Consider the following 15,606-nt stretch of genomic DNA (forward strand, 5'->3'; position numbering starts at 1 on the left):
AGTTCGATGGCGGACACGCGCCACGCCCGGCGGGGCGCCGGAGGCCGCCGGCAGCCCGGTGCGGCCGGCCTCGGCGGGAACCGGCGCCGTGCGGCGCCGGCGGCGGGTCAGCCGTAAACGATATCGCGCTGCAGATCGAGCGCAATGAGCCCCATTTCACGCGTGAGTTGCAGCATCGAGCGGCGCTCGAGGCGCGAGCCCATGAAGCTCGTCACACGGCCGTCGGGCTCCGCGGTGAACTGGAACACCGCGCCGCCGGTGCCGAACCACGCGCCCGGCACGTCGGGCGATTCCTTCCAGTCGATCTGCTCGAACACGCGTGCGATGCCCGCTCGCACCAGGTCGCCCGGGCCGATCGGCGGCGCGATGTCGCCCAGGTCGTCGAGCGAATAGGGGCCGGGTTTGTCCGGCTTCCGGTAGAAGAGATAGTCGACGTTCATGGGGCGCAATCGCAGGCAAAGCAACAAGTTAGCGTGCTTCGGCACAAATTCAAATCAGATCCGGACGAAATGTTGCCTGCGCGAGACAAGAGGGACGGATCGCGACCGGCCACGCGACCGCACTGCGCGTCCGCCTCTGGATGCCGGCCGGTTCGTCTAAGATGACACCTTTCTCGAAAAAATACGGACACCATGGAGACGAACGACACCGCCACCCCGCAGTCCGGCCATCCCGTTTTCGTGCTCGTGCACGGCGCCTGGCATGGCGCGTGGTGCTACGCGCACGTCGCGGCCGCGCTGGCCGCGCGCGGCCACCTGTCGATCGCGCGCGACCTGCCCGCGCACGGCATCAACGCCCGCTTTCCCGCGTCGTATCTCGCACGGCCGCTCGACAAGGATGCGTTCGGCGCCGAACCGTCGCCGGTCGCGAACACGACGCTCGACGACTACGCGACCCAAGTGATGCAGGCCGTCGACGACGCCTATGCGCTCGGCCACGGCAAGGTCGTGCTCGTCGGGCACAGCATGGGCGGCCTCGCGATCACGGCGGCCGCCGAGCGCGCACCGGAGAAGATCGCGAAGATCGTCTATCTCGCGGCCTTCATGCCGGGCTCGGGCGTGCCGGGCCTCGACTACGTACGCGCGCCGGAGAACAAGGGCGAGATGCTCGGCCCGCTGATGCTCGCGAGTCCGCGCGTCGCCGGTGCGCTGCGCATCGACCCGCGAAGCGGCGATGCCGCGTATCGCGACACGATGAAGCGCGCGCTGTATGAAGACGTGCCGCAGGCCGACTTCGACGCCGTCGCGAACCTGATGACCTGCGACGTGCCGGCCGCGCCGTTCGCGACCGCGATCCCGACCACCGCCGCGCGCTGGGGCGCAATCGACCGTCATTACATCAAGTGTCTCGAGGATCGCGTGATCCTGCCCGCGCTGCAGCAGCGCTTCATCGACGAAGCCGACGCGCTGGCACCCGGCAACCCGACCCACGTGCACCAGCTCGACAGCAGCCATTCGCCGTTCATGTCGCAGCCGGCCGTGCTGGCCGGCGTACTCGCCGACATCGCGAAAAGCTGAGCGCGGCGGGCGCAGTCTACGCGTAGGCCACCGAACGATCGCGCCCGAGCCGCTTCGCGCGATAGAGCGCGGCGTCGGCTTCGTTGACCAGCACGTCGCTGGTCGGCGCGCCCATCTTCGCACATGCACCGCCGACGCTCGCCGTCACCGGCACGCTGACGCCCTCGGCATCGACCGGCAGGCTGCCGATCGCGTCGCGCACCTTGTCGGCCACCAGCATCGCCTCGTCGAGATTCGTGCACGGCAGCAGCAGCGCGAATTCCTCGCCGCCGAAGCGGCCGAACGTATCCTGCGCGCGCACGATCGACGCGACGCGGCGCGCCGTCTCGCGCAACACGGCGTCGCCGGCCGCATGGCCGAAGCGGTCGTTGATCGTCTTGAAGTGGTCGAGATCGAACAGCAGCACCGACATGTCGCCGCCGTAACGCTGCCAGCGCGCGAATTCGTCGCCGAGCCGCGCCTCGAAGAAGCGCCGGTTCGCGATGCCGGTCAGCCCGTCGCGATTCGCGTGTTCGCGCAGCTTCGCGACGGCTTCCTCGCGCTCGCGCTGCATCACGCTCACGTGCGTGACGTCCGAGATCGTCACGCACACGGCCTCGACGTCGCGGCCGCGCGTGAGCGGCATGAACGTGCAGTCCTGCTGCATGTAGTCGATGCCGCCGGTAATCGGCCGGTCGTGCTCGAAGCGGAACAGGTAGGGGCGCTGCTCCCATGAACTGAATGCGAAGCTGCCGAGCTGGAACACGCTCTCGAGCTTGCGCGACAGCCACGCGTGCGGCAGGTCCGGAAAGCGGTCGAACAGGTTGCGGCCGATCACGTCGGCCGCCGGAACGCCGCTGTGATCCTGCATGAAGCGGTTCCACATCAGCACCGTCATCGAGCGGTCGAGCACGAACAGCCCGAAGCCGACCCGCTCGATCACGAGGTCGCTCAGCGACAGGGCGGCGGCCGTCATAGCGCGGACAGCAACGCGTCGAGCGCGTCGCCCATCAACCGGATCGAGTCCTCGGCCATCAGCATGACGAAGTGAGCGCGGAACGTGTGGTCCTCGAGCCCGAAATTCACTTCGAGCAGCAGCGCGACGCTCCACGCGAGCACGTTCGGCTCGAACACCTCGTCGAACGACACGTTCGCACCGAGCAACCCCGGCGGGAAAAACACGGGCTTGCGGCCGAGCTCGTCGAGGATCGATGCGACGCACGCGCCCATCAGCACGTTCGCGACGTCGAACACGAGTTCGTCGGGCGTCGCCATCCCGCCATAGACGCCGTCGCCGAACGTGCGGTCGACGACCGACATGAGCCGCGCGACGCCCGACGTGCGGCACAGCACGATCGCTTCGCCCTTGATGTCGGAACGGAAGCCCTGGCGCACGGCGGTCACGTTGTCGTGAATGCCCGTCATCTCGCGCAGCGCGTTGCCCGCGTCGGCCGCTTGCACGACGCGCACGCGCGGCACCGACAATTCGATGAAGCGCCCGAGCAACAACGCAAGCCGCGCGGCGGCGCGGCCCATTGCAAGGTTGGCGATCTCCTGCAACGCGTCGCGTTGCTCCGCCGTGAACACCGAGTCAGGCATACAACCCATACTCCTTGAGAATGGGCAGCAATGCCTCCGACGTCACGGGCTTGGCAACGAATGCGATCGCGCCCAATTCACGCACGCGTGCTTGCGCCTGCGGCTGGATATCGGCGGATACCACGATCACGAACGTATTCAGATCTTCGTGGCGCAGTGTTTCCAGGACCTGATATCCGCTCATGTCGGGCATCGTCAGGTCCAGAAACATCACGGAAGCTTTGCCGTCACGATAGAGCGCCAAGGCCTCGCGACCATTCGCTGCATACGCGACTTCAACGTCCCAGTCTCCCGGCAGCGCCTTTGTCAGAAGTTTGCGAGCGAGCAGCGAATCGTCGGCAATTACAATCGGCAAAGGCATGGGGCGATGCGGTATACGGAATGGTCTCTCTCGCGTTAACGACCGCGCGGCGCACTTCTTTAGGGGCCATGCGTTCGGGCGCGGGCAACCGCCTTGCGGCCGTGCGCGGACGTCGCGACGCAGGTGCGCGCGACGCCCGCGCGGCGATCGCCGGCGGGCGCATATATCTGTCATAGGGAAAGCAAGGCGCGATTCTCGGAGTAAACCGGAGGCGATGCAACTCGCCATTTTCACCATTTCGAACAGAATCGGTCCGATCGCACGCCATTCCGAAAATAGCCGCGATCATTTTCGAGATAAGCACGCAAAATTTTTCCTTGTGTACGTTTGCGCTGCCGGATTCGTCGCGTTTTCAATCTGACAGTTTCCCCCTGTCGGAACCGACAGGATCGTGTCGCCGCGGGCTGCGCGGCCGGTCGTCGCAACTCGTTTATGATGGCAGGCACCTCCGCTTCACCCGCTTCTTCGATGACGTCCGACCGGCCTGCCGACTCCCACGCTCCCGCCTCCCCGCCCGCCGACGACTGGCAGGACGACGGCAGCTACGCGTCCGGCGCCCCCGAACACGATTTCGCGGTGCGCCGCGTGACGCTGATCGTGCTGCTCGTCGCGGCGATCGTGCTGCCGTGCATCTACGTGGTGGTGATGGCGTACAACGACCTGAATACGCGCGAGGCCGCCGCGAGCGACGTGACGATGCGTACGGTGCGGGTTGCCGAGGAGCATGCGCTCAAGGTGTTCGACCTGAGCGAGACGCTCGATGCGCGCATCGTCGACCTCGTGCAGGACATGGACGACGCCACCGTGCGCACCAAGGAATCCGACATCCATGAAGCGCTGAACACCATCGGCGGCGGCTATCCGCAGGTGGCCGCGGTGTCGATCTTCGGCGCGAGCGGGATGCTGCTCGCCAACAGCCTCTACTACCCGGCGCCGTATGCGTCGATCGCAAACCGCGACGACTTCGCGGGCATCCGCGACGGCAAGGTCATCGAACACATCTCGCGGCTGATGATGGGGCCGCTCAAGCTCGAAAACATTCCGGTGTTCAACACGGGCGTCGCGCGCCGTCATAGCGACGGTTCGTTCGCCGGGATGGTGTCGATCGCGCTGAAGTCGTCGTATTTCAATGCGTTCTATCGCGACCTCCTCGGCGGCGCGAGCACGCCGATGACGATGGCGCTCGCGCGCTCGGACGGCGCGGTGATCGCGTCGTATCCGCCGCCGCCGTCGCTCGCGCACACCGATCGCTCGGTCACGTTCGGCAACGCGCGCAACGATCCGCGCGCTGGCGTCGTGCGCGTGCGCCACGACGGCGCGAGCAGCGAGATCGTCGCGTACCGCCAGGTCGGCAGCTATCCCGTGTACGTGACGTGCGCGTACCGCACGTCGGCGATCTGGCATGAATGGTACGAACACCTGAGCGTGCTGTTCATCTCGATGTTCGCGCCGTCGATCGCACTGTGGTCGGTGATCTGGCTGTCGCTCAAGCGGTTGAAGGCGGAAGAGGAGGCGTGGGATCGCTGGCAGGCCGAAGCATCGATGCGGCGTTCGATCGAGTCGGCGTACCGGCAGTCGCGCAAGATGCAGGCGCTCGGCAATCTCGTCGGCAGCGTCGCGCACGACTTCAACAACCTGCTGATGATCATCTCGAGCAACGTGCAGATCGCACGGCGGCGCGGTGTCCAGCATCTCGACAAGGAACTCGGCGCGATCGAACGCGCGCTGAAGAACGGGCAGTCGCTCACGCGCCAGCTCCTCGGCGTCGCGCGCAAGCAGCCGCTGCACAACGAGACGATCGACGTCGGGCAATGGGTCGGCACATGCCGCGAACTGCTGAAGACGTCGCTCGGCTCGAAGTCGTCGCTGGTCGTCGCGATCGAGCCCGGCGTCTGGCCGATCCGCGTCGACGTCGCGGAGCTCGAACTCGCGGTGATCAACCTCGCGGTCAACGCGCGCGACGCGATGGCGGCCGGCGGCCGCTTCACGGTCGGCGCGCGCAACGTGACGCTGCGCCGCGAGGACGGCTTCCCGCTGACCGGCGATTTCGTGCAGATCTCGCTCGACGATACGGGTTCCGGCATGGCGCCCGACGTGCTCGCGCGTGCCTTCGAACCGCTGTTCACGACGAAGGCGCAGGGGATGGGGACGGGGCTCGGCCTGCCGCAGGTGTTCGCGTTCTGCGAGCGCTCGGGCGGCCTGGCAACGATCGACAGCGCGGTCGGGGCCGGCACGTCGGTGCGCCTCTATCTGCCGCGCGCACGCGCCGAAGACGTCGTCGCGCGGCCGCCGGCCGTCGCGCACGAAGCAGGCACCGGCGCACTCGCGGGCCTGCACGTGCTGCTCGTCGAGGACAACAGCGAAGTCGCGGCCGGCACGGAGGCGCTGCTGTCGCTGCTCGGCCACCGCGTGACGTATGCGCCTACCGCCGACGACGCGTTGCACCTGATCGAGGGCGCGGCCGCGAACGATGCGTTCGACCTCGTGATTTCGGATATCCACATGCCGGGCCGTCTGAACGGCATCGACCTCGCGGAAGCGATCGACAAGCGGCCGGGGAAGCTGCCCGTGATTCTCGTCACGGGTTATGCGGAGGAACTCGACCGCACGCGCACCGTCAACGTCCGCGTGCTGTCGAAGCCGTTCGACATCGCGCTGCTCGACGAAATCCTGCTGGGCATCCGCGAAGCGCGCGACGCGCGGCACGCCGGCGCTTGACCCGCTGCGTGCGGGCCGGCGCCGACGGCTGAACGGGTGTGGCGCTCAGGCCGACTTCAGCAGGCGCACCCAGCTCGCATAGCGATCGACAAAGCCCTGCAGGAACTTGCGGGTGTCTTCGCTGACGATCTGGCCTTGATCGTCGATGCGTGCCGGATCGTGCTTGATGAACATCTCGGGTTGAGCGAGCGTCTTCACGTCGAGGTAGGCGAGCACGTTGCGCAGGTGCTGCTGCGCGAGCGCGGTGCCCACGGCGCCCGGCGACGTGCCGAGGACCGCACCCGGCTTGCCCGACCACGAGTTGGAACCCCACGGGCGCGAACCCCAGTCGAGCGCATTCTTCAGCACGCCGGGAATCGACCGGTTGTATTCGGGCGTGACGAACAGCAGCGCATCGGCGGCTTCGATCGACTGCTTGAAGCGCTTCGCGACTTCCGGGAAATCCGCGTCGTAGTCCTGGCTGTACAGCGGCAGCTCGCCGATCTCGACGAACTCGAACGAAAAATCGGCGGGGGCGAGCGAAATCACGGCGTGCGCGAGCGCACGGTTCGTCGATGTGCGGCGCAGGCTGCCGACGACGACCGCAATACGATAGGACATGGCATTCTCCTTCCGGTGAGTGAAGAATCGGATCAATTGCTTCCGAACGGGCAATAAAGGTCTGTTTATAGGCAAGCCAGCCCGCGAGCCGTCCCACGGGGCCGACCGGCCGACTTTCCACAAGGTTTTCCACAGAAATTGTGGATAACTCGACCGTTATGTTCTGACGTTACAGATTGCCCACCGCGCGACGCCGTCGACGCGCAGGCCGGGGTTCGGCAAGCATAGCGCAGCACGCTGGCCGGTTTCGTGAAATCGTGACGGAACATGCGTTGCAGGCCGGCGGCGGGCCCAGTAAGCTGCTCGCACCGCGATGCGCGCGCCCGGTGGCGCAAGCGCGATCGTTTCGAAACACTGCAACCCAGACATGCCGTCCGCCTACGACGATCCCGTTTATCTCGCGCAACTGCGGCGCGACCTGCTGCGCTTCGCGCGACTCCAGCTCCGCGATGCTGACGCGGCCGAAGACGCCGTGCAGGAAGCACTCGCCGCCGCGTGGTCGCACGCGGGCGATTTCGCCGGGCTGTCGGCCCACAAGACGTGGGTGTTCGGCATCCTGCGCAACAAGTTGATCGACGTGCTGCGCGCGCGGCAGCGGACAGTCAACCTGTCCGCGCTCGACGCCGAACTCGACGGCGAATCGGTGCTCGATCGGGAACTGTTCAAGGAGAACGGGCACTGGGCCGCGCATGCGAAGCCGCGACCGTGGCCGAAGCCCGAGACGCTGTTGCAGCAGCAGCAGTTCTGGACGCTGTTCCAGGTCTGCCTCGACCACCTTCCGGAACAGATCGGGCGCGTGTTCATGATGCGCGAATTTCTCGATGTCGAGATTGCGGACATCTGCAGCGAATTGACGATGACGACGAATCATTGCAGCGTGCTGCTGTATCGGGCGCGCACGCGCCTGCGAACCTGCCTGAGTGAAAAAGGACTGACGACCGAAGATGCTGCCGGGGAAATGTACTGACATCACGCGACTGCTGTCGGATGCGCTCGACCGGCATCTGACGCTGCACGAACGACTGCAGGTGCGCATTCATCTGCCGACCTGCAGCGGATGCAGAGCCTATCGCGGGCAGATTTCGCTGTTGCGGACGGCCGCGAAAGCGGCGGCGGGGCAGGAGCCGGACGATGACGGTACATCGTCCGGCGAACGCTAGGATACGGTTCGTGTCGCCGCTATCGTTCGCGTCGCGGGCGGCGGATTGCCCGGCGATCGCGTCGGCGTCGAATGCCGGCGCGTACGTCGGGCCGAGGCAATAAGAAAAATACGCTGACCAAGAATTATTCGAACAACGCTTTCACCGATTCGGGCGGCCGGCCAATCGCCGCCTTGCCGCGATACACGACGATGGGCCGCTGCAGCAGAATCGGATGCGCGGCAATCGCGGCATAGGCCTCGGCGTCGGTCAGATCCGCGCGGGCAAGATTCAGCGCCTTGTACGGCTCCTCGCCGTCACGCAGCATGTCGCGCACCGGGCGAGCGAGCTGCCGATGCAGCGTTTCCAGTTCCTCGACCGTCGGCGGCGTCTTCAGGTACTCGACGACGTTCAGCGGTGCGCCGGTGGTATTCAGCGATTCGACCAACGCAAGCGTCTCGCGCGACTTCGAGCATCGGGGGTTGTGGTAGATCGTGATCATCATTCAGGCCTGGATGGTAGAGCCCTGTATTGTAGCCAGTCTGTGCGCGGGGTTCTGACGGGTGGCTGGGGGGAAGTCGGGTGTGGGTTCGGTGTATCGCCGAGGCAGCCGATGAGACGGCACATCATGGCCGGGAGTCGCGAAAGGGGAGCGCTTTCCGGGGCGCGCGCTTCAAAGAGTGGATGTGTTTATGCGCATAAAGCCGGGCGGTGCGCTATTGCGTGACGAGAGCTATGTCTCTGCGAGCCAACGCATCGTGACTGCCTCAGCGCTGAGCGAGTGGTGCGGGAGACAGCGCGAGTGGATTGATTTATGCGCATAAAGCCTGCGATCGTCGGAGGGAGGGGCGTCGCGATTTGGCGCTTGATCGCATGTCGATACACCACGGCACCGAGGGACCGCTATCTCGACATGCGGCCTCGCCACGGCATCGTCGCGCATCGGATTCAGGCGGGGCCTCTCGAGGCCCATCGTTGCTCACCATCGTGCGTCACCGGTTTATGCGCATAAACATCGCTCCCGGACCGAGCCTCACGTCGATGCATTCGGGTTCAACGACACGCGCCGAAGCGGCATGCTTGGTCGGCGCTCGACGATCACACCCCTCGCTCATCAATGCACGGCCATTTCTCCACGAGGTTGATCGCTCGACCTCGGCCGAGTTTATGCGCACAAACCACCGGTACTCAGACAAGCCCCATCCAACGAAAGGGCAGTGCATCCGGGATATCGCAGAACGACGTCACTCATACGACCCTGCCCGCGATTCAACATCCAACGATGTCGCCCATCGACATCGCCAAGCATCCGCCACGCGATCCAATCGAGCCATCAATCTCCCCCCGCTCGTTTATGCGCATAAACCGATAGCCGAATGGCTAATGCGTAGTTGTTGAACGACAATTTCATTGAAATCCAAATATCGTCCTGTAGAATTCCAACGATCAAAACAGGAGTGAAAATTGGCCGCGGAAATCATTGCAGTCACTCAACAAAAAGGTGGCGTCGGCAAAAGCACGATTGCCATGCACCTCGGCGCCGCGTTCCATGAAAAAGGGAAGCGCGTCCTCGTCATCGACGCAGACCGTCAAAACACGCTGGTTCACTGGTCGAGCGCTTCCGGCGACAGCGAAAACGGCATCCCGTTTCCGGTCGTCAACCTTGCCGAAGCCGACGGCCAGATCCATCGCGAGATCAAGAAGTTCATCAACGACTACGACATCATCGTCGTGGACTGCCCGCCGTCGATCACCGAGAAAGTCTCAGGCGTCGTCCTGCTCGCCGCATCGATTGCCGTGATCCCGACTTCGTCGTCGCCGGCCGATTACTGGTCGAGCGTCGGGCTGGTCAAGCTGATCCAGCAGGCTCAGGTCATGAACGAAGATCTCCGCGCGGTCTTCCTGCTGAACAAGACCGAAGAGAAGCGCATGCTGACCCGCGAGCTGAAGCGTGCGCTCGAGGAGCTCGGCTTCCCGTTGCTGAAAACGCAGATCCCGACCCGGGAAGCGTACAAGCAGGCGATGGCGCTCGGTCAGACCGTACTGCAGATGAACGATCGCGGTGGCAAGCTGGCCGCGGCCGAAATTCGTGCATGTGCCGACGAAATCGTCGCCATGCTGCCCTGACTTTATGCGCACAAAGGAGTCACATGAAACCCTCCCAATTTGCCAAAGGATTCCAAGCGCGCCCGGATATCACGACGAGCGAGAAGCGCACCGCGCTTGATCGGCTCAACGCGATCGACGGTATCGTCAAGTCCGAGACGCCCACGCCTACGCCGACCAAATCCGCAAAGAAAGACATCGCGCCGCCGCCTGCTCCGGAGCTCACGATCGATCCGTCGATCGACGAGTCGCCGCAATATCGCGCGTGGCGCCTCGAGAATCGCTACGCACCGGGCCAGGTGATCGAGCTGTCGTTGAAGGCAATCAAGCATAGCCCGTTCAACCCGCGGCACTTCTATCTGAAGTCGTCGATTGCCGAACTCGCGGTCAACCTCGCGAAGCAGGGGCAGCAGCAGGCCATCCACGTGATTCCGGATTACGACAACCCGGGCACGTATTTCGTCAGCGACGGCGGTCGTCGCGTGCGGGCGCTGAAGGAAGCGAACAAGGAGTCGGTCAAGGCGATCGTGATCGATGTGCCGATCGGCATCCAGAGCTACAAGCTCGGCTACGATCTCAACGTCCAGCGCGATACGCAGACGGTGTTCGACAACGCCGTCGTGTGGCGCCGCTTCCTCGACGACAAGCATTTCCAGAGCCAGAAGGAGCTCTCCGAGCACCTCGGCCTCGACGAGTCGACAGTGGCCGTCGCGCTGTCGATCGGCAAGCTGCCGGAGCCGATCATGCAGGAGATGGTCGTGCGTCCCGACCGCTTCGGCTCGAACATGGCGTATCAAGTCGGCCGCTATCACAACGCGCGCGGTACCGAGGCGACGCTGCGGCTGATCAACAAGATCGTGTCGGACGATCTCAGCACGCGCCAGGTGTCGGATATCGTCAAGGGCCGCGTCGCGGCGCAGGAGACGCCGAAGGTCGCGGGCCGTCAGCGCTATGCGCAGCGTCTCGAGATCAAGCTCGGCGGTAAATCGGTGGGCGACCTGAAGTCGTATGGCGAAGATCGCATCGAATTGCGCCTGCGCGGTCTCCCGAAGGACAAGCGCGACGCGATCCTCGAGCAGCTCGAGCGGATGCTGTTGTCGGAGTGATGGAAACGGCCAGGAGGGCCCGGTGAGGACGCCGGGCCCGCCGGCTCAGGGCGAGGCCGGCGGCGGCCCGTCAGCGGGCCTCAGGCGGCCCGCGACTGATTCAGCGTGAACGACAGCAGGTCGCCGTCCGTCGGCTCGCCCCAGGTCTTCTGGGCCAGCCAGTCGAAAAAGGCCGTCTCGGCCAGCTTGGAATCGAGGCCGCGCTTGCGCCAGTCGTCGCGCAGATGCGAGCCCATCGTCGGCAGCGCCTCCGATTCGAACGACTCGCGCGCCACTTCGCGCTCCGCGTCGCCCTGCTCTTCGTACAGCACCTTCGCTTCCTTGCGGCGGAACGCCGCGAACTCGCTCATCAGACGTGCCTTCAGATCGTCCGGCTGGGCCGCTGCGACCTTCGCAGACGGCGTGCCGGCAGGCAGCGCGTCGACCGACTCGACCGGCGGCGCATAGCCCTTCTTCAGCGCATCCTTGAACAACGCCGGCGCGCTGCGCACCGGCGGCAGCGTCGTGCTGCGCAACCGCTGTTCGGTCATCTGCAGTGCGGCGCGAATCCGGTTCTCCTCGCTGTCGGCATAGAGCGTCTGCGCTTCCTTCAGCGGGATCCCCAGCTTGACCATCCGGTCGACCAGCGTGCTGTCGAATACGTTCGGGTGTTCGTCGAGCGCGAGCATCGGCTGCTTGCGTTCGGTCACGCGGAACTGGATCTCGGCCACCCGGCGCCCTTCGCGGTGCTCGATCAGCTCGACGAAGATGTTGGTGACCGCGTTGACTTCCGCGATCGCGGGACGCAGGTAGTCGCGCTTGAAGTACTTGTACTCGCGCTTTGCCTCGTCGCCGGCTTCCGTATCGGGCGTACCCGACAGGATCGGCCGCCACCATTCCCACGGTTCGCGCATCGTCAGGTGGCTCGGGTTCGTCAGGTAGCGCACGCAGATCTCGTACAGCGCGAGACCGGCGCTGCTGCGCAGCTGGCTCTGGAACTGCAGGCTCAGGCGCGCATACTGGACCGGGTCGAGCAGCTTCTTCTTGATCTTCGGTGCGAACGAGAATTCGACCCACACGCGACGGGTCGTCGGATCCTCGAGGATTTCCGCGTCGGCGATCAGCGTCGAGATCCCCCACTTGCGGCCAGGCTTCTGGCTCGACGTCCCCGTGCTCCATTCGACCTGCACCGACACCATGCGGCGCAGGTGTTCCTTCACCAGCGCGGTGTCGTTCGAGTCGAAAGCGGAGTTGGCGACGATGTCCGACAGCAGCGCGCGATAGGTGTCGCCCGAGTCGTCGGCCTGCTGCGCGACGGCCAGCAGGACATTGAACAGCTTGCGAGTGAGGAGCGTGATCTTGCCGCTTTTCGGCTGAATGGCAATCGCCTCGACGGCCTTGCGCAATTCGGCTGAACTGGCACTCACCACATCCACATCGGTTTTCTTGGCGCGCTTCGTCGTGGCCATACGTCGGGTCGGAGGTGAAGTTTCCCGGAAGGATAGCGCCTGCGGTGATGTGCGTCCAGAACGACTTGCTCACCATAGCCGGTGAAGCGCGCGTGTAAAACGGCGCTCACCCCAACCACTCCCGAAAACCCTCACCGGTCCGCCATTGCAGCGTTCCGGACTCTTCCAGACGTGCCGCGGGATGCGCGGATTCACAGAATTTCACCTGTGCGCGACACGTGCGGAATTCGCTCCCGTATCGGCTCACCTTTCAATTTGTCGTAATTTTGCGACTGCCCGGCTGTGCATTCGGCACAGGCTTGCGATTGTCCGTTGCTGTGCGCCCTCGATCGCCCCACGGCGGCCTGTATGCATGTACAGGCGCGGCTCGCGAGGGGATCGAGATCGGGTCCGGCGTTCGAAAAGACATCGCCGAAACCGGCCCGCACGGCCGAATCGAACCCGATTTGCAGGCCCGGGCGCGCATTGTACAGCGCACCAACAGGATCAGGTCCCGAAAATACTCACCTTGAGCACAGCGTGTTCTTTCGTCCGGATGCCGACGAATGCCCGGCACGCGCGGGATTGGCTGGCGAAGCCTCCCGAAAACGCTCACCTTTCCGAAAAAATGCTGTGCCGCAACGGGCACGGAAGTAGCTCCCGAAAAACCTCACCGTAACCGCCACAGTATCAAAAACCTCAATGCGTTCCGATACTTATGCTCAGAAGGCATTTGGCTGTGCACCACGGATATCCCCCGAAAAATCTCACCTTTCGACGGGAATCCTTCATACGACACCGGTATGTCAGCCCCCGAAAAATCTCACCTGTGCCAAAAAGCGGCACAGCAAAAACGAGATTTCTTCCAGTCCTGGCGGGCTTTTCGACGAATCCTGCCGCTCACAGGTCCCGAAAAGCCTCACCTGTGACCATTTTTCGAGCAAATTCCATTCCCGAAAAGACTCACCTGTGACTGCGCGCACAGCCTGTGATCCATGCCCCGAAAAAGCTCACCTTAGCGGGATCAGGCCAGGAAAACCCGGATTTCCCTCCCGAAAAGCCTCACCTTTAGGGCATCACAGGCCCCTGAGCGCACTTTTGCTGTGCAAAATGGCGTTCGCTTCCCGGAAATCCTCACAGCAAAATCCCGCGGAGTCCCGTGAAACCTCACCTTTCGCCAAAACTGCCCAAAAGATGGGCAGAATCGGGGCGCAAAGAAGGTCCTGCAAACGCTCACCTGTGTCTGCACAGGCAGAAAACTGTGCAGACAGGCACGGCGCGGGTTCTGTGGCTGTGCGGCCCCGAAAACCCTCACCTTTGGGAAATCTCGTGTTTCACTGTGATCCCGAATCCGCTCACGATCTTTCCTGCAACGGCTCACGCTGCTCCCCGAACCCCATCACTTCAGCTCCCGCATAAGATCACCTTGGCTCCCGTAAAACTTCACCTTGTCGGCCGGAAAGCCTTGTTGCATAAGGCTGTGCCGTGGCGTTAACGTTTTTAACTAAGGGTTCAAGGGTGTTTACTTCTAATACTCTCAAGACATCGGCTGACGAGTTTTCCACAGACACCCCAACCCCTGAACACCCACAGGCAATCGGATCCGCTGTCATGTGAAACAAATGCCGAAATTCGGGGTCTGCAGGAAAATGCTTGTGCAACAAGGACTTGGCTGATCTTCTTCGCTTTGTTTCACGGAATCCTTGAGCACGGTCGACCAGATCGGCTCACAGATCCGATTTCTGTGCGAAGCGACGTAAATTCACCACGCCTGCACAAAATAAGTATCAATAAATACGTATTTCGTTATGATTGCCACACTTCAATGTCTGTGAGCACTGTCATGACCCTGGACGAAATACGCCAAGTCATTCGAGACGAACTGGAATCGCTACGTGCCAGCGGTGCGCGCCGTCAGGAATTGTCGCTGCACGCATGCAAGCGTTTGTTCTTCGATCTCGGCATCCGGCCATCGGCCGCCAACGTCCGCGATCTCACCCAGACCGGCAGCGCCAGCGACATTCCGAAAGACATCGACCATTTCTGGGAACGCATCCGTTCCGCGTCCAAGATCCGGCTCGACGGTGCAGCCATTCCGAAGGCCGTCGAGGAAAAAGCCGGTGCATTGCTCGGGGCGCTCTATGAAGAAGCGCTAAAAGCAGCCCGCGACAGTCTCGACGGCGATCGCGAACAGGTTCGCGCCGGCGTGGCCGACGCAGAACGGCGGTTGCGCGACGCAACTGTCCGCCAGGAGACGCTCGAAGGGGCGCTCGCCCGCGGCGAAACCCGAAACGAGCAGTTGCAGGCCAGAGTGACCGAACTCGAGGTTCAACTCGCGTCGCAATCGACGCACGGTTCGGCAAGCGAAGCGACGTTACTCACCACAGTCGGCCGATTGGAGAAAGAACTGGCCGCGGCAGCGGCCCGCATCGACACCGAGCAGGCGCAAAACGCAACGCTGCGCGACCGGATCGATGCGTTGCAAGCCGAATTGCAGCAGCGCACCGAGCACTATGCGCAGCAAATCAAGGACGCCGTGGCCGAAGCCGAGCGTCGCGTCAAACCGATGCTGGTCGAGCTGGACTCGTTGCGCAGCATGGCATCGACCTACCAGAGCGGTTTGCGGGACGTTCAGCGCAAGGAGTTCGATTTCCTGCAGCAATTGAGTTCGGCCAAGGCGCGCGCGGATCGGCTCGAAGAACAGTTGCGCACCCAGGGCGAAGAGCTGGAACGCGCGACACGCGACGTAAGCTCGCTCCGCGCGAGCCAAGGGATGAATCCTGAAGTCTCCGCGCTGATCCGGCGCCTGGCCGATGCCGGGCAACTGGATGCGGAAGCGTTTTCCGCGATTGGCACCGCGCTGGATCACGACATTCCGGTGCCCACCCAGTGCCCGCATTGCGACGGGGAGCCGGAGCTGTCACACGGTGAAGAGGGGTTTGAAGTGGCGTGCCCGGAATGTGAACACGCTTCGGGCACATGGCCGTCCCGGTTCGAAGCCGTCGCGCGCTTTGCGCATTCCTGACCCGAAGATCGACAGCACCTGCACAGGTG

Annotated in this window: 14 protein-coding genes; 7 read left to right on the forward strand and 7 right to left on the reverse strand. The window is 63.7% G+C overall.

Annotation, left to right across the window (positions count from 1 at the left end):
• Positions 1–107: 107 nt before the first annotated feature.
• Complete coding sequence (locus U5809_RS15475) at positions 108–440, reverse strand: hypothetical protein (protein ID WP_282508171.1); 333 nt, start codon at positions 438–440, stop codon at positions 108–110.
• A 192-nt stretch (positions 441–632) separates the two neighbouring features.
• On the opposite strand from U5809_RS15475, the gene U5809_RS15480 reads away from it, so the two are divergent.
• The gene (locus U5809_RS15480) at positions 633–1,517 is read left to right on the forward strand and encodes an alpha/beta fold hydrolase (RefSeq protein ID WP_322087151.1); all 885 of its coding nucleotides are present in this window, start codon (positions 633–635) and stop codon (positions 1,515–1,517) included.
• A 16-nt stretch (positions 1,518–1,533) separates the two neighbouring features.
• Here the strand turns inward: U5809_RS15480 and U5809_RS15485 are convergent, their stop codons facing one another.
• From U5809_RS15485 to U5809_RS15495, 3 genes are read right to left on the reverse strand one after another with little or no spacing between them, the layout of a single operon-like run.
• Positions 1,534–2,472, reverse strand: a complete 939-nt coding sequence (locus U5809_RS15485) for a diguanylate cyclase (RefSeq protein ID WP_322087152.1) — start codon at positions 2,470–2,472, stop codon at positions 1,534–1,536.
• Positions 2,469–3,095: a chemotaxis protein CheC gene (locus tag U5809_RS15490; RefSeq protein ID WP_322087153.1), complete on the reverse strand. Its 627-nt coding sequence runs from the start codon at positions 3,093–3,095 to the stop codon at positions 2,469–2,471. The genes U5809_RS15485 and U5809_RS15490 overlap by 4 nt, the downstream gene beginning before the upstream one ends.
• Complete coding sequence (locus tag U5809_RS15495) at positions 3,088–3,456, reverse strand: response regulator (RefSeq protein ID WP_034187557.1); 369 nt, start codon at positions 3,454–3,456, stop codon at positions 3,088–3,090. The genes U5809_RS15490 and U5809_RS15495 overlap by 8 nt, the downstream gene beginning before the upstream one ends.
• A 468-nt stretch (positions 3,457–3,924) precedes the next feature.
• On the opposite strand from U5809_RS15495, the gene U5809_RS15500 reads away from it, so the two are divergent.
• Entirely contained in the window at positions 3,925–6,174 is a 2,250-nt protein-coding gene (locus tag U5809_RS15500) for a hybrid sensor histidine kinase/response regulator (protein WP_322087154.1), read from the forward strand.
• Between the two features lie 45 nt (positions 6,175–6,219).
• On the opposite strand, the gene U5809_RS15505 is transcribed toward U5809_RS15500, so the two are convergent.
• Positions 6,220–6,774, reverse strand: coding sequence for an NADPH-dependent FMN reductase (locus U5809_RS15505; protein ID WP_282508167.1), 555 nt, complete (start codon positions 6,772–6,774; stop codon positions 6,220–6,222).
• A gap of 367 nt (positions 6,775–7,141) precedes the next feature.
• On the opposite strand from U5809_RS15505, the gene U5809_RS15510 reads away from it, so the two are divergent.
• Positions 7,142–7,741, forward strand: a complete 600-nt coding sequence (locus U5809_RS15510; protein WP_322087155.1) for an RNA polymerase factor sigma-70 — start codon at positions 7,142–7,144, stop codon at positions 7,739–7,741.
• On the forward strand, positions 7,719–7,934 hold the full coding sequence (locus tag U5809_RS15515) for a zf-HC2 domain-containing protein (protein ID WP_176047836.1): 216 nt from the start codon (positions 7,719–7,721) through the stop codon (positions 7,932–7,934). Before U5809_RS15510 ends, U5809_RS15515 begins: the two co-directional genes overlap by 23 nt.
• 124 nt (positions 7,935–8,058) lie before the next feature.
• On the opposite strand, the gene arsC is transcribed toward U5809_RS15515, so the two are convergent.
• Positions 8,059–8,418, reverse strand: coding sequence for an arsenate reductase (glutaredoxin) (gene arsC, locus U5809_RS15520; protein WP_322087156.1), 360 nt, complete (start codon positions 8,416–8,418; stop codon positions 8,059–8,061).
• Between the two features lie 959 nt (positions 8,419–9,377).
• On the opposite strand from arsC, the gene parA reads away from it, so the two are divergent.
• Together parA and U5809_RS15530 are read left to right on the forward strand one after the other, a co-directional pair.
• Positions 9,378–10,040 carry a ParA family partition ATPase gene (gene parA / locus U5809_RS15525; protein ID WP_059238301.1) on the forward strand — a complete coding sequence of 221 codons (663 nt, stop codon included), beginning with the start codon at positions 9,378–9,380 and terminating at the stop codon, positions 10,038–10,040.
• A 23-nt stretch (positions 10,041–10,063) separates the two neighbouring features.
• Positions 10,064–11,125 carry a ParB/RepB/Spo0J family partition protein gene (locus tag U5809_RS15530; RefSeq protein ID WP_282508163.1) on the forward strand — a complete coding sequence of 354 codons (1,062 nt, stop codon included), beginning with the start codon at positions 10,064–10,066 and terminating at the stop codon, positions 11,123–11,125.
• Positions 11,126–11,205: 80 nt separating this feature from the next.
• Here the strand turns inward: U5809_RS15530 and U5809_RS15535 are convergent, their stop codons facing one another.
• Complete coding sequence (locus U5809_RS15535) at positions 11,206–12,573, reverse strand: replication initiation protein (protein WP_176047839.1); 1,368 nt, start codon at positions 12,571–12,573, stop codon at positions 11,206–11,208.
• A 1,822-nt stretch (positions 12,574–14,395) separates the two neighbouring features.
• Between U5809_RS15535 and U5809_RS15540 the strand changes: the two genes are divergently transcribed.
• Positions 14,396–15,577, forward strand: a complete 1,182-nt coding sequence (locus tag U5809_RS15540; protein WP_322087157.1) for a DNA-binding protein — start codon at positions 14,396–14,398, stop codon at positions 15,575–15,577.
• Positions 15,578–15,606: the final 29 nt, after the last annotated feature.

The organism is Burkholderia sp. BCC1999 (assembly GCF_905339975.1).
In the GTDB taxonomy this organism is placed as follows: Bacteria; Pseudomonadota; Gammaproteobacteria; order Burkholderiales; family Burkholderiaceae; genus Burkholderia.

What these genes read in the sequence shown, in the direction of transcription:
- U5809_RS15515 (WP_176047836.1), top strand. Translation starts at nt 7,719, where the DNA reads ATGCTGCCGGGGAAATGTACTGACATCACGCGACTGCTGTCGGATGCG.
- U5809_RS15510 (WP_322087155.1), top strand. Translation starts at nt 7,142, where the DNA reads ATGCCGTCCGCCTACGACGATCCCGTTTATCTCGCGCAACTGCGGCGC.
- U5809_RS15475 (WP_282508171.1), bottom strand. Translation starts at nt 440, where the DNA reads ATGAACGTCGACTATCTCTTCTACCGGAAGCCGGACAAACCCGGCCCC.
- U5809_RS15480 (WP_322087151.1), top strand. Translation starts at nt 633, where the DNA reads ATGGAGACGAACGACACCGCCACCCCGCAGTCCGGCCATCCCGTTTTC.
- U5809_RS15490 (WP_322087153.1), bottom strand. Translation starts at nt 3,095, where the DNA reads ATGCCTGACTCGGTGTTCACGGCGGAGCAACGCGACGCGTTGCAGGAG.
- U5809_RS15540 (WP_322087157.1), top strand. Translation starts at nt 14,396, where the DNA reads ATGACCCTGGACGAAATACGCCAAGTCATTCGAGACGAACTGGAATCG.
- arsC (WP_322087156.1), bottom strand. Translation starts at nt 8,418, where the DNA reads ATGATGATCACGATCTACCACAACCCCCGATGCTCGAAGTCGCGCGAG.
- U5809_RS15495 (WP_034187557.1), bottom strand. Translation starts at nt 3,456, where the DNA reads ATGCCTTTGCCGATTGTAATTGCCGACGATTCGCTGCTCGCTCGCAAA.
- U5809_RS15530 (WP_282508163.1), top strand. Translation starts at nt 10,064, where the DNA reads ATGAAACCCTCCCAATTTGCCAAAGGATTCCAAGCGCGCCCGGATATC.
- U5809_RS15500 (WP_322087154.1), top strand. Translation starts at nt 3,925, where the DNA reads ATGACGTCCGACCGGCCTGCCGACTCCCACGCTCCCGCCTCCCCGCCC.
- U5809_RS15485 (WP_322087152.1), bottom strand. Translation starts at nt 2,472, where the DNA reads ATGACGGCCGCCGCCCTGTCGCTGAGCGACCTCGTGATCGAGCGGGTC.
- U5809_RS15505 (WP_282508167.1), bottom strand. Translation starts at nt 6,774, where the DNA reads ATGTCCTATCGTATTGCGGTCGTCGTCGGCAGCCTGCGCCGCACATCG.
- U5809_RS15535 (WP_176047839.1), bottom strand. Translation starts at nt 12,573, where the DNA reads ATGGCCACGACGAAGCGCGCCAAGAAAACCGATGTGGATGTGGTGAGT.